This is a genomic window from Bacillus sp. EB01 (assembly GCF_000613125.1).
GTDB lineage: Bacteria > Bacillota > Bacilli > Bacillales > Cytobacillaceae > Bacillus_D.
In genome coordinates this window covers 716,908-730,709 of sequence record NZ_HG964497.1, presented here as the reverse complement: position 1 = coordinate 730,709, position 13,802 = coordinate 716,908, and the positions used below count along the sequence as shown (strand labels likewise).

The 13,802-nt window shown below is 43.7% G+C and carries 13 protein-coding genes and 1 tRNA gene; 2 read left to right on the top strand and 12 right to left on the bottom strand.

All coding sequences use genetic code 11. The features are described from left to right. Positions 1-191 precede the first annotated feature (191 nt). From gap to TY16_RS03235, 6 genes are all read right to left on the bottom strand, one after another. The gene (gap, locus tag TY16_RS03260; protein ID WP_043930311.1) at positions 192-1,199 is read right to left on the bottom strand and encodes a type I glyceraldehyde-3-phosphate dehydrogenase; all 1,008 of its coding nucleotides are present in this window, start codon (positions 1,197-1,199) and stop codon (positions 192-194) included. A 79-nt stretch (positions 1,200-1,278) separates the two neighbouring features. Continuing rightward, entirely contained in the window at positions 1,279-2,301 is a 1,023-nt protein-coding gene (locus TY16_RS03255; RefSeq protein WP_043930310.1) for a sugar-binding transcriptional regulator, read from the bottom strand. Positions 2,302-2,467: 166 nt separating this feature from the next. Then, positions 2,468-2,725, bottom strand: coding sequence for a glutaredoxin family protein (locus TY16_RS03250; RefSeq protein WP_043930309.1), 258 nt, complete (start codon positions 2,723-2,725; stop codon positions 2,468-2,470). A 96-nt stretch (positions 2,726-2,821) separates the two neighbouring features. Continuing rightward, positions 2,822-4,129, bottom strand: coding sequence for an RNA polymerase factor sigma-54 (gene rpoN / locus TY16_RS03245; protein ID WP_043930308.1), 1,308 nt, complete (start codon positions 4,127-4,129; stop codon positions 2,822-2,824). A 945-nt stretch (positions 4,130-5,074) separates the two neighbouring features. After that, positions 5,075-5,890 carry a reverse transcriptase domain-containing protein gene (locus tag TY16_RS03240; RefSeq protein ID WP_052342573.1) on the bottom strand — a complete coding sequence of 272 codons (816 nt, stop codon included), beginning with the start codon at positions 5,888-5,890 and terminating at the stop codon, positions 5,075-5,077. 293 nt (positions 5,891-6,183) lie between these two features. Continuing rightward, a tRNA-Arg gene (locus TY16_RS03235) sits at positions 6,184-6,255 on the bottom strand. A gap of 180 nt (positions 6,256-6,435) precedes the next feature. On the opposite strand from TY16_RS03235, the gene TY16_RS25050 reads away from it, so the two are divergent. Continuing rightward, entirely contained in the window at positions 6,436-7,002 is a 567-nt protein-coding gene (locus TY16_RS25050) for a DUF6241 domain-containing protein (protein ID WP_052342572.1), read from the top strand. Between the two features lie 191 nt (positions 7,003-7,193). Further along, positions 7,194-7,805, top strand: coding sequence for an ATP-dependent Clp endopeptidase proteolytic subunit ClpP (gene clpP / locus TY16_RS03225; RefSeq protein WP_043930307.1), 612 nt, complete (start codon positions 7,194-7,196; stop codon positions 7,803-7,805). Positions 7,806-7,946: 141 nt separating this feature from the next. Here the strand turns inward: clpP and TY16_RS03220 are convergent, their stop codons facing one another. The 6 genes from TY16_RS03220 to trxB all read right to left on the bottom strand — a co-directional run bounded on the left by TY16_RS03220 (position 7,947) and on the right by trxB (position 13,649). After that, complete coding sequence (locus TY16_RS03220; RefSeq protein ID WP_043930306.1) at positions 7,947-8,201, bottom strand: HPr family phosphocarrier protein; 255 nt, start codon at positions 8,199-8,201, stop codon at positions 7,947-7,949. Positions 8,202-8,451: 250 nt separating this feature from the next. After that, positions 8,452-9,405 carry a DNA-binding protein WhiA gene (whiA, locus tag TY16_RS03215; RefSeq protein WP_043930305.1) on the bottom strand — a complete coding sequence of 318 codons (954 nt, stop codon included), beginning with the start codon at positions 9,403-9,405 and terminating at the stop codon, positions 8,452-8,454. Positions 9,406-9,771: 366 nt separating this feature from the next. Beyond that, a complete protein-coding gene (locus TY16_RS03210; protein ID WP_043930303.1) occupies positions 9,772-10,731 on the bottom strand; it encodes a gluconeogenesis factor YvcK family protein in 960 nt (319 codons plus the stop codon). Next, positions 10,728-11,621 carry an RNase adapter RapZ gene (gene rapZ, locus TY16_RS03205; protein ID WP_043930302.1) on the bottom strand — a complete coding sequence of 298 codons (894 nt, stop codon included), beginning with the start codon at positions 11,619-11,621 and terminating at the stop codon, positions 10,728-10,730. Before rapZ ends, TY16_RS03210 begins: the two co-directional genes overlap by 4 nt. Before the next feature lie 47 nt (positions 11,622-11,668). After that, complete coding sequence (locus TY16_RS03200; protein WP_043930301.1) at positions 11,669-12,127, bottom strand: NUDIX hydrolase; 459 nt, start codon at positions 12,125-12,127, stop codon at positions 11,669-11,671. 568 nt (positions 12,128-12,695) lie between these two features. Beyond that, entirely contained in the window at positions 12,696-13,649 is a 954-nt protein-coding gene (gene trxB, locus TY16_RS03195; RefSeq protein ID WP_043930300.1) for a thioredoxin-disulfide reductase, read from the bottom strand. Positions 13,650-13,802: the final 153 nt, after the last annotated feature.

The window sequence follows — 13,802 nt, the reverse complement described above, 5'->3', positions numbered from 1 at the left end:
TTAGCGTCGTTCCGCCCCTTTACATAAATAAAGGGAGGGGGATTCTTCCCCGCTCCCCTTGAAAAGCTATTTTCCCGCATTAACGGGACAAGTTCAGCTATCGTTCAGCAGGGCTTAACGAAGCTTCACTAGTCATTATATAGGTTCTGATAGTAGATATCCAATGATACCCTGCCTCAGTTAAAGCTTTATTATAGGCCTTTTTCTGCAATGTATTCGCAAAGGTCTACAACGCGGTTAGAGTAGCCATACTCGTTATCGTACCAAGAAAGGACTTTAACCATGTTTCCTTCTAGAACCATTGTGGACAGGCCATCAATTGTAGAAGAAACAGTGCTGCCGTTGTAGTCAGAAGATACAAGCGGAAGGTCAGTGTATGCCATGATACCTTTCAATGGGCCTTCAGCAGCTTCTTTAAGCGCCTGGTTAACTTCTTCAGCTGTTACGTCTTTTTCAAACTCAGCTACAAGGTCAACAACAGATACGTTTGGAGTTGGTACACGCATAGCCATACCGTTCAGTTTGCCTTTAAGTTCAGGAAGAACAAGGGCAACCGCTTTTGCAGCACCAGTTGTAGTTGGAATCATGTTTTCAGCAGCTGCACGCGCACGGCGGTAATCCTTATGTGGCAAGTCAAGGATTTGCTGGTCGTTTGTGTATGAGTGAATAGTTGTCATCATACCGCGCTTTAGGCCGAACTTGTCGTTAAGTACCTTTGCAAATGGTGCAAGGCAGTTTGTTGTACAAGAAGCGTTGGAGAGAACATGATGGTTCGCAGCATCATATTTGTCTTCGTTTACGCCCATAACGATTGTGATATCTTCGTTGGAAGCTGGAGCAGAAATGATAACTTTCTTCGCGCCGCCTTCAAGGTGTTTCGCAGCGTCATCGCGCTTTGTGAAACGTCCAGTGGATTCTACTACTACTTCAACACCAAGGTCGCCCCATGGAAGTTGAGCAGGATCGCGCTCAGCAAGTACCTTTACAGTTTTGCCGCCAACAACAAGGTTGGAGCCGTCAACAGTAACGTCTGCATTTAATGTCCCATGGACAGTGTCATATTTCAAAAGGTGCGCAAGCATGTTTGCATCTGTCAAGTCATTTACAGCAACAATTTCAATATTTGGGTTATCTAGGGCTGCACGGAAAACGTTACGTCCGATACGTCCAAATCCATTAATACCAACTTTTAATGCCATGTTTATTTCCTCCTTTGATTCGATGAAGCTTTATTTTTTATATCAAAGGGTATTTACCCTTTAACTAACAGTAACACACTTAATTTTGCAGTATCAGCTTAGCCGCTCCTTCGTCAGTGACGAGGATGGTCTGGCGCGGCGCCCGTTTCATGTAAGAACGGATTGCTTTTGCCTTCGAGCTTCCGCCAGCAACTGCCAGCACGTCCGGTACATTAATCAGGTCATCTAGCTGAAGCCCGATGGTAAGTACTTTGTGGACGATTTCCCCCTGCTCGTTAAAATAGTAGCCGAATGCTTCGGCCACAGCCTTGTTTGAGAGGATTTTCTCCATATCGGCCGCCTGGGTTTTGCGGCGCTCAGCCATTGTCTTAGCGTCCCCAATCCCGTGCAAAACCATGCGTGCAGACTTGATTAAGCCAAGCACTTCGTGAACAATTGGTTCTTTAATGAATGACTCGTAAATATCAAGGCTCACCTGGTCTGGAACATAAAAAACTCTGTGCCGGCCATTTGTTTTTGCAGCCATGATGGCGGTGATGGTATTGGCCTGATTTTGGACATCTTCACCGATACCGCCTCTTGCCGGGACAAACATGATTTCTTCACTTGATAGGTCAGGGCCAAGTTCTTCTGCAACGGCCGACATTGTCGAACCGCCTGTTACAGCGATGATATTCTTTCCATTCAGCAGTTTTTTCATGCAAATGGCTGTTGCGCGCCCGATTTCGGTTTTAACCAATGGAGATGTATCGCTATCCCCAGGTACAATGATGGCATTTCTGATGCCAAGCCGATGCTTCAGCTCCATCTCCATTACATCTATACCCTTTAGTTCACGCATTAAGCCTTCGAGGTCTTCAAGAAGGTTCCTTCCTTCCTGGGTAAGGTACATGCCGGCAACCCCTGCTGTAATAAGGTTTTGGTCCTTGAGGAATTCCACCTGTGCCCGCAGGACCCGTTCCGTATAACCGAGGCTTACTGCAAGGCTCCGCCTTCCGACTGGCTGCATATAACCTATGTATCTCAGAATGACGTATCTCTCTTGCATAACCTCAAGAAGATCGGGTAATAATCTTTTTTGAATATCGAGGAACGATTGCATGTCGCCAGCTCCTTTTTAGAAAAAGTGGACAATGTCCGCCTTCAGGTTGTTATTCCCAAAAAGTATAAATGGACCTTTTTTGTCCCAGCTAGACATATTATGTCCCACTTACTCGAAAAAAAATCACCCCTGTACAACGTCATTGTAACAGGAGTGAAAGTCACTTTCAACTAATACGATTACGTTGTTTTTCCTGCAAACGGTTACGCAAATATAATTCATTCACAATTCCGTAACCAATCTCTTCCCCATCTATGTAAATGACCGGAATCATCAGTCCGAACTCTTCTGTCAGCTCGTCACTTGTGCTGATATCAATTTCTTCGATCTCGAATTCAATATCCTGTTTAATTTCGAGTATATCAGCCTTGGCTTTTTCACAAAGCGGGCAATTTGCGCGTGTATAAAAGGTTAGCTTTGTCATATGGAACCCTCCTTTTTTCCATAGTAAACCTGATGGAGTGTTTTTTGCAAAAAACTATATAAATGGCCGCCGGATGGGGTCAGCCGTTTCAAGTGTTTAAAACCGTTTCCGCTTAGATGAGGATGCAATGCCTAGCTGTTCTCGGTATTTTGCAACGGTCCGCCTTGAGATGACAAGGCCTTCGGAGTCCATTAGCCTGTTTGCTATATCCTGATCAGAAACTGGATGTTGCTTGTCTTCCCCACTAATATACTCTTTTATAAGCGCTTTCACTTGAGACGAAGAAGCATTGCTGTCGGCAACAGTTTGGATTCCAGACGGAAAAAATGATTTCAGCTCAAAGGTACCAAATGGGGTGCCTATATATTTTTCACGGACAGTCCGGCTAACAGTAGATTCATGAACACCAATTTCGTCCGCAATCTCCTTCATAGTCAACGGGCGAAGCTGACCTTTTCCGTTTTCAAAAAATAAGGTTTGTTTTTCAACGATTTTGGCGGCGACCTTCAATAGTGTTTCATTACGCTGTTTGATGCTTCTTGCTAGCCATTGATAATCATTAAATTTATCATTCAGGAACTTGATGGCCTGTCTGTCTCCGACCGCGGTCAAACTCCGGTAAAGGCTGTCATTGAAGCCGATATTCGGCACAGTTCCCTCTAACAGTTCAACCTTCCATTGGCCCTCTGCATTTTTAACGACAACATCCGGAATAATATAGGCCGCTTTCTCTGTAAAAAAAGGAGCGCCTGGACGTGGATTCAAAGTTTGAATCAAATCCTGAACCCTTTGTATATCATGCAGGCTAATTTTCAGTTCCTTGGAGAGCTGTTTCCATTTCTTGTCGGCGAAGTCAGAAAAATGATTGGATACAATCCTTCTAGCATTCTCCGCATTGTCCCCCAACCGCTGAAGCTGCAAAAGCAGGCATTCCTGAAGGTTTCGCGCTCCTATGCCAGCTGGTTCCAGACTGTGAATTTCCGCAAGGCAGTCTTCAACCATATCACTTGTCGTCTTGGCACTGGTTGCGATTTGGTCGACATCTCCCCGAAAATAGCCGTTTTCATCCATATTCAGAACCAAAAGCTTATATATTAATCTCGTAAATTTATTGAGTTTACCAGGCGGTATCTGGGAAAACAAATGATCCTCAAGGGTCGGCTGAGCAACGGCCGGGATACCAGTTATATCGTTATCCTTCCGCTCGCTACTTGCTACCCGCTTCTTTACCCGGTACCTGTCTGTGGTACTGACTTCAAGGAGCGGGTTCTCCAAGGACTTTGCTTCAAGGAAGCTCGATAGCTCTTGTGTATTATATTGAAGCAAGGCAATCGCCTGGGTTAATTCCTGGGTCAGGGACAATTTGATTTGTTGCTGCTGCCATAAACCAGTTCGCATTTCCATACAAGTCTCCCCCTCATATTCTTATTCTACATGAAATTAAAGCGCTTGCGTAATAGAAGAAAAAATGGCAAAAAAAATTTGGCGGAAATGTGTCGAATTTTTCAAGATTCACCCTAAAGGTCATTCCTAAAATACTATTTGTTTTTCCATAATCGGGACAAAGGACTTGTATTTTAGAATATCCCCGGATATCAATTGGCCAAGGAGTTGCCAATTCTGTAAAATTGAAATAATTCATAATTTTTCCATAACCTTTGAACTTTCGGTTTGAATCCACATGCTAGGGAGTAGGCTGTATTGAAAAAAATTAGATTGTTTGTGTTGTGTACTTTTTTACTAGTGAGTGGCTGTATGAAAGTGTCTGCGGAAGAAGAAATGCTGCAATATATTGAAGAAAAGTACGATGAAGAATTTGAAGTAATAAGCAAGGAAACCCAGGTCCGCACGCTATGAGGAAATGAAGCCATAATTGCACCTAATTTTCAGTTGTTACTATCTATTTTAAAATAACCTTTTGTTCTATTCTATACTATCTGAACATATTCACAATTAACTTTTAAAATAATTAAGATGTCTCCTTTTTAAGCCTTAAAGGACATTGGGATAAAATTTATACGCTGGATTGAGGGAAATAGTTTAAGGGTGTTTAATGATCTGTGCATTCCTATATGAGTAATGGAGGAAACTTTTCAGGAGCATGATAGAGTGGAAAACCAGTTAAAAAAGTGATAAATACAAAAAGAGTTCCTACACTTGTATAAACCTCATACAAAAGTAGGAACTCTTTGACTTTTTATACGCCCTCGTCAGGACTCGAACCCGAATTTCAAGAACCGGAATCTTGCGTGCTATCCGTTCGTCCTGTAAACGGCATATATCAACGTTCTCCGGCAATTCCCCACCAATGCAAATCAGATTTTGAATATTAAAGAGAGGATTGTTATTTTAAAGCCCATCCTGACCATATACAATTTTAGTCTTCTTTTTGTTTATTTTCAGTTTATACTGGGTGAATCTTTCTGAAATCTGGGAGAGCAGGTTTTGGGCTTGGGCTTCACTGTGGCAATGAATGTAAATATCGTCAAGGTAGCGCTCGAAAACAATTTTTGGATGATTCTTTTCCATCCATTGGTCAAAAATATAATGTAAGTAGAAGTCTACCAGAAAATAACTGAGACTGTTGCCTTGCGATATTCCTTTATTTCCTCTGACTAAAGTTCCATCGTTCAATTGTGCAGGTGCTTTCAGCAATCGTTCTGTATAAAGCAATACCCATGGATTATCGAAATGTTTTCTTAGCATACCTATAAGGGTCTGATGGTCAATGTTTTCTGCATATTCTTTAATGTCAACAATAAGGGTCCAATCATAGCTCAGCCAGCGGTCACGTGTCGGTGCTAGGGTAGCTCTTTTTCCTCCTTTTTTACCCTTCAAATGAAAAAAAGAGTTAGGATGCCACTGCTCCTTGAATGCAGAAAACAGATGATCCCTTACTAACTGTTGTACGAGATGATCTCTTACTGTAGTGATACCCAGAGGTCTCCATCCGCCATGTTTCTTGCGCTTGTATATTCTGAGAACAGGAGAAGGAACATATTCCCCCGATGAAAGTTCCTTCCATAGTTCATGAATTCGCTTCGACCGGTTTACCTTAAAATCCCGCATGCTTTGCCCATCTATACCGACTACCTTTGTATTTTTGCATTTTTTATATGCTTTCCAAATAAGTTTCTTCGGTATGTCAAATCCTTTCTTTTGCATGCAATCCGCCCTCCTTTCATTTATTATTCTATCTATATGTCTAATCTGCAATGGAAGACAATACATACGCGGAAATGAGATGAGACAAATCAGGACTATCACCACCCAAATTATCGACCTCAGCGGAAAATGTATGGTTATGTTTATAAAGCATCTTCGAGAAACTGCCCCCTGAGAAAAACAAAATCAATTGAAAATATGTGGCATTTATTAGTGGTATTTTAAGTAAAAGATATTAAAAAAAATAAAAAATCCCTGCGAAAATTAATCGCAGGGAAATTAGATATTAAGGACGCCCTCGTCAGGACTCGAACCCGAATTTCAAGAACCGGAATCTTGCGTGCTATCCGTTGCACTACGAGGGCATTGTTTTGGTGAAGACCTATCTAATAATAGCGAAATCGTCTAATCTTGTCAATGGCAAACCTGAAAATGACTATTAAATTCAACTGGAAGCAATGGAATAGAATGCAAAAAACTTGTAGCCTCCGCCATTTGCCGTCATTATAAAAGAAGTATATTGCTGCTATGAGGGGGAAATGGGAATGAGCAGATCAGAGCGAAAGCATGGCAAAAAGAAAAAGATACTGATAGCCGTTTCCGCAGCACTAATGGTTCTTATTGGCGCAGCCTTGCTTGCTTCAGACGTCCTCATCCCTAAATCAAAAGTCAAGTTAAACACTGACGAGGCGGTATCCTCTAACAAGGCCAACGCTCCAGAAGGCGGCTCCGGGTTTTTGATAGCCGATGACATATCAAGAGTTCAACTTGAAAACGAACTGCCCTTGACAATGAAGGAACTGACCATGCAAAATACGATTCACTTTATGAGCCATCAAAAGGTAAAAGCAGAAGAAAAATGGGGATCAATACCGCTGACAGAACAGCGTATTGACAGGCTTTTAGCCATCCTTGAAGCTAAGAAGTTCAAACATGAACGGATTTACCGGGATATTTTGATGAGATGGAAAGAGGGCGACTTTAGTCAGGTGGACAGGGACCATAATGCCATCTGGGATTTGCAGGATGGAACCGTCGGAAAAGCGACGGGGATTCTCTCCCTTGAAGAGGAAACAGCCTATATTGAAGAGCACTATGATATAGGAAAATGATATCTGACCGGTATTGGATCTTTAAGGACAAGTTAGCTTAAATTTGTTTAAAATTACCCAGTTTGGGTAAGATGGATGACATGGAAATTGTCGAACAAAACACTGCTTGACTATCAAGCGATTCGTTTGACCTTTATTGACCATTGTTGTATGATACATACATAACGTATACAAAAAGGGAGGCTTTCTAAATGAATTTGATTCCTACAGTTATCGAACAAACGAACCGTGGCGAAAGAGCATACGATATTTATTCCCGCCTTTTGAAAGACCGGATTATCATGCTGGGAAGCGCAATTGATGATAACGTTTCGAACTCAATTGTCGCACAGCTTTTGTTCCTTGAAGCTGAAAACCCTGAAAAGGATATTACTCTTTATATTAACAGCCCTGGTGGCAGCATCACGTCTGGTATGGCGATTTACGATACAATGCAGTACATCAGACCGAGCGTTTCCACTGTCTGTATCGGAATGGCCGCTTCAATGGGTGCTTTCCTATTGGCTGCTGGTGAAAAGGGCAAGCGCTATACCCTCCCAAATGCTGAGGTCATGATCCATCAGCCACTTGGCGGAGCACAAGGCCAGGCAACGGAAATCGAAATTGCTGCAAAGCGCATCCTGTTCCTGCGCGACAAGCTGAACACCATTCTCTCAGAGCGCACTGGCCAGCCACTTGAAGTTATTTCAAGAGACACAGACCGCGATAACTTCATGACAGCTGAGCGCGCGAAAGAATACGGTCTCGTTGACCACATCATCACGCGCAATGTTCTCGAAGAAAAGAAAAAAGACGATAAATAAGCTTTATTATAAGGACCGCTTCCGGATGGGAGCGGTCTTTTTACTGGGGTCAGACCCTTACCCCCAGGGGTAAGGGTCTGACCCCTAAAGCAAAAGCGAATTCGCCCTCGGGCGAATCCGCTTACAGTTTTTCACAAAATGCTATTCTTTTGCAACAAATGCAGAGAGAGCTTCAACCGCATCGTCTGCGTCATGGCCATCCGCCTGAATGTTGATGACAGCGCCCGTGCTGACTGCCAGACTCATTAGCCCCATGATACTTTTTGCATTAACCCTTTTACCATCCTTCAGCAGAAATACGTCTGATGAAAAACGGTTTGCCTCCTGGACGAATTGGGCTGCCGGCCGTGCTTGGAGACCGTTCTTCAATTTGACTTCGACTTGTTTCTCTACCATCATTCTTCCTCCTCTGTACGTCTTATGGCAGTTTACTGCCTATAATGGTGCCTGTCCTGCTTTTAGGTCTCACCCTCGGCTGGAGCGGCGTCTAAATACCTTACTAACTCTTGCTTCACCGGCGGAACCTCTGGATTAACTTACCCTGATTGGTGAACTAAGATTGTTCTTACTGCTTCAGCCCTTAAAAAATCAATTAGGCTGGCGCGGCTAACCATCAGTAGGGATGAATCCCCCACCAATGGAAGGTTCACCTTATTTTCATGGCGGTGTCACCAGCGCGAAGCTTCTCGGCTATTTCATCTATTTTACGAAGGCGGTGGTTGATGCCCGACTTGCTGATTGCCCCTCCGGACACCATTTCGCCAAGCTCCTTTAGCGTTACATCTTGGTAGGCAACCCTGAGTTCCGCAATCTCCCTCAGTTTTCCGGGGAGGATTTCCAGGCCGACTGTCCTGTCAATAAACCGAATATTTTCCACTTGCCTTAGTGAAGCGCCAATCGTTTTATTGAGGTTAGCCGTCTCACAATTGACAAGGCGATTGACCGAATTGCGCATATCCCGTACGATGCGCACATCCTCAAATCGCAGCAATGCATTGTGGGCACCGATAATATTCAGGAATTCAGTGATTTTCTCAGCTTCCTTCAAATAAGTGATATAGCCCTTTTTACGCTCTAGTGTTTTACTGTTCAAGCCGAATGTATTCATCAATTCACACAACGAATCGTTATGCTCCTTGTACATTGAATAAATTTCAAAGTGATAAGATGATGTTTCAGGGTTATTGACCGAGCCCCCAGCGAGAAAAGCCCCGCGCAGGTATGCCCGTTTGCAGCATTTCTTCTTCAAAAGCTCAGCTGATATTGCATGATTAATAGTGAACCCTTCACCTATAATCATTAAATCTTCAAGTATTTCCTTCGTGTACCTGGCAAGGCGAACAATGTACACATTGTTTTTCTTCAGCCTCATCTTTTTCCTGACTAATAGCTCAACCTCGGTCTGATAATTTTTCTTTATCAGAGTATAGATCCTTCTGGCAATCGCAGCGTTTTCTGTCTGGATGTCAACCACAAGCTTCCGATTTGAATAAGACAGGGATCCGTTCATCCGAATCAAGGCGGACAGCTCTGCTTTTTGGCAGCAAGGCTTCGCTTCAATATTCGTCAGTTCCTTTTTTGTTTCTGACGCAAAAGACATTTCCTCACCTCCAGGCCAGACAAACGTTTGCATGGCAATAATTAATAGTACGTATAAGATAGATTTTAGTTTCGGTGAATTTTTCTTTTACGCCCATTTTTTAAAAAATGGCCTTGTTGAAAAAGTTGTGCTTCTTAAACAGAGTTGATTTTAAAGTCGAATGCGCGAAGTCTATATCTAAAATCCAGCCTCACTTTTTTCCTAAGCAATTATTCTTGCCCTTAAACTCAACATTCTTGTTTAACACAGCCAAAAGTATAATGAGAGAAAGTCCGATTTTTTATGGAAAGCACTCCTGCTACTATACTTATATTAACTTTAATCTATTGGCATTGTTTGAAAAATATGTCCTATGTTTAAATTTACCTATCCTTTGAGCATTGAATAAAGAATTGATGCGACCTTTTTCGTATCATGTCTCAATGCTGTTCCATCCTGAACGGCAATTTCAGCGAAAACAACCTCAATCCCCAGCTGCTCGAGCGTTTCTGTATCATATTTGACCGGATGAGCCTGCTCTTCTTTATAGAGGAGCTGTATGTGTTCATCAATTTTTTCATTGTTTACCAGGATGGTATCAATAAACGCACAGTTCATATGTTCATAAATAGCCTTTACATGGTCACTTGCCGTGTAGCCAAAGGTCTCGCCAGCCTGCGTCATTAAATTACAAATATACACCTTGCGTGCCTTTGCCTTGCATACTGCCTCTCCCAGCTCTTTGACAAGCAGGTTGGGAAGGATGCTCGTGTACAAGCTGCCAGGGCCAATGATGATCATATCGGCCTGCCGAATTGCCTGTAGCGTTTCCGGAAGCGGTTTTATCTTGGAGGGTGTCAAATACACACGCTTAATTTTTTTCCCGGAATACGGAATTTTCGATTCTCCCGATACGACGGTGCCATCTTCCATTTCTGCATGAAGAACCACGCTTTGGGCCGCGGCAGGAAGTACCTTCCCACGTACATTCAGGACCTTGCTCATTTCCTGGATAGCATGGGTGAAGTTGCCTGTTATCGAGGCCATCGCTGCCAGGATCAAGTTGCCTAGCGAATGGCCCGAAAGTTCATTTGATGTAGCAAAGCGGTGCTGGAACATCTCCTCCACAAGCGGTTCAACATCCGATAAGGCAACCAGGACGTTCCTTACGTCACCAGGCGGCGGGATGTTTAGGTCCTCGCGCAGCCTGCCTGAGCTGCCGCCGTCATCCGCGACAGTTACAATTGCCGTGATATCGACTGGATATTTCTTCAACCCTCTCAGGAGGACAGGCAAGCCTGTTCCACCGCCTATGATGACGACTCTAGGGTGTCCTGTCTTGGTCATGTCGTTTTTTCCTTCCTCTTTTCAATGTCTCGGTGTGAGACGACTGTCTTGTATTCTGCTTCATAAAAACGGGCAATATATTCAGCCAGGGTTACCGAGCGGTGCTGTCCACCGGTACAGCCAATGGCAACAACAAGCTGCGACTTTCCCTCCCGCTTGTAGTGGGGAAGCATGAATGTCAACAGGTCAGTCAATTTTTGAATGAACATCTGCGTTTCTTTCATTTTCAGCACATAATCGGATACTTCCTTATCCAATCCAGTTTTTGGCCTCATATGTTCAATATAGTGCGGATTCGGCAGGAACCGTACGTCAAAAACAAGATCGGCGTCAATCGGGATTCCATGCTTGAAACCGAACGAAACAACATTTACGGTAAAGGTCGTCTGATTATTTTTTGAAAATTCACAGAGAATTTTCTCCCGCAATTCCCTTGGCTTCATATCAGAAGTGTTATAAATGATTTGGGCCCTGCCCTTCAGTTCTTCAAGAAGCTCGCGTTCCAGCTTGATTCCTTCAAGCGGGAGGCCCTCTGTTGCAAGAGGATGCGAACGGCGCGTTTCTTTATAGCGGCGTACCAGTGCGGCATCATCTGCATTCAGGAATAAAATTTTAGGTGTCACCCAGGACGTTTCAGCCAGTTCATCAAGCGCCTTGAATAGGTGATCAAAAAATTCCCGGCCGCGCAAATCCATGACGAGGGCAACTTTATTCATTTTATTCCCGGACTCTTTCATAAGTTCGAGGAATTTTGGCAGGAGGGTCGGCGGCAGGTTGTCGACGCAGAAGAATCCCAGATCCTCGAAGCTCTGGATGGCAACCGTTTTACCGGCACCCGACATCCCCGTTATGATGACCATTTGTGTATCATGGACTGAACCAGTGCTCATCCATATTCCCCCTAAAAAAAATTTCTATTGTTAATTTCGTTTTCTGGCTATTGCGGATCAAGCCTATAGCTGATTAGTTCAAAATCAGGCGTATAGGTAAAAGTACCGTAGATGAGATCATGGCCATGCATGACATAGTCCAGGATATGGTAGTCTCCCGGAGCCATGGGCAATTCCGCAATTTTTTCGGCGGAATGCCAGCTAAGGATGCCTTCTTCGCATGTTTCATTCGGCATTCCTTCTGAGTCGGTTGCAAGGAAGGTAAACATCATCCATTCGTTTACCGTTTGGCCATTTTCCTGGATAATAATCGTAAACACGCTTTTTAACCTTGGATTTTTTAAATACATCCCGGTTTCCTCACGGTATTCGCGTATCACCGCATCGCGGATCGATTCGCCCGGCTCCATCTTCCCACCAGGTGCCGACCACCAGCTCCGGCGCGGTTTTTGCAAAAGAAAGATTTTGTCTTCCTTCATCAACACACAATTGGCAACCCTCTGCATGTTCTTTCCACCTCAATTATGCAACCACTAAATCCTAAAGAAGAATAGGAATCCCTATCCCGAAGTTTTAGAGTTGTTTCACTTTATCCCGCATTAACGGGTAGTAAGTCCCCCACCTCAAAAATTCCGGGTTTTCAAAGAAGGAAGTGGGGATCAAAGCCCGAATCGCTTAATCCACAATCAGTGGGGAAAAATAATTCCGCCCCGATTGAAGCTTTGCTTTATTATACTATTTTTAGTAATGCCCTACAATGAAGGGAATCAGATATGTTTCTATATAACTTTGCTGAAGCGGACAAAAAAAGGGCACGGGCAGTCGCCCGTGCGATAAGGGTATATAAAAGGGGGTCAATTTCTATTTTTATCATACCCTACCATTATTTCACTCTTGTTACAATCAGGTTAAAAAGCAGTTAATTTTATTGGACAAATTTCCCAAAAACTTTTTATGCAACTCGATTAACCATGTCTAAAATAAAAAGCCAGCCACTCCTATTTGGATAGCGGCCACCCGGGCTTGTACGCGGCTAACCATCAGCGTAAAACCGCCATTGATAGAAGTTTCACTTTACGCTTGCCTTGCTTTGATTTCTTCTTTTATTTCCTCAACATAGTGCTGGGCTGCCTGGGCCGCGATACTGCCGTCACCAGTTGCAGTAACAATCTGGCGGAGCGTTTTTTCACGGATATCGCCAGCCGCAAAAATGCCTTTCACTCTTGTTTCCATTTTCTCGTTCGTTTCGATGTAGCCATTGGCATTAGTAATACCAAGGTTTTCAAATGGTTTCGAGAGAGGAACCATGCCGATGTAAATGAAGACGCCATCTGCCGGGAATTCGGTTTCCGTGCCGTCAACAGTTGAAACAAGCGTTACGCTGCCAACTTTGCCGTCTTTGCCGTTAATTTCCTTGATAGTATGATTCCAGATGAAATCAACTTTTTCATTGGCAAACGCACGGTCTTGCAGAATTTTCTGGGCACGAAGCTCATCGCGGCGATGGACAATCGTTACCTTTGTTGCAAAGCGGGTCAGGTAAACACCCTCCTCAACCGCGGAATCGCCGCCGCCAACGACAACAAGCTCCCTATTTTTGAAAAAGGCACCGTCGCAAACCGCGCAATACGAAACACCGCGGCCGCCAAGTTCCTTTTCACCAGGGACACCAATCTTCTTATATTCGGCACCAGCGGAAATGATAACAGAGTATGCCTTATATTCCTTAGAGCCGGCAATGACGGTTTTTGTATCACCATTGTCGATGACTTCTTTAATATCGCCATATGCATACTCAGCGCCAAATTTCTTGGCGTGCTCGAACATCTTCGTGGACAGGTCCGGTCCAAGGATATGCTCATAGCCCGGATAGTTCTCAACTTCCTCCGTATTGGCCATCTGGCCGCCCGGAATGCCGCGTTCAATCATCAAAGTAGAAAGGTTCGCCCTTGATGTATAAACAGCCGCTGTCATCCCTGCAGGACCGGCGCCTACAATAATGACGTCGTAAATTTTTTCTTCTGACATGCCTGTCACTCCTATCTATATATGAACGATCGCATTTCTATTATTGCTAAAGTGAGTGAACCTAAACAAAGATATTTCGGACACGTTTTGTATAGAGTTCCCTTGTCATCCTTATCCTATAAAACACGGGTTCAAGAGTCCAACAGAATGCTC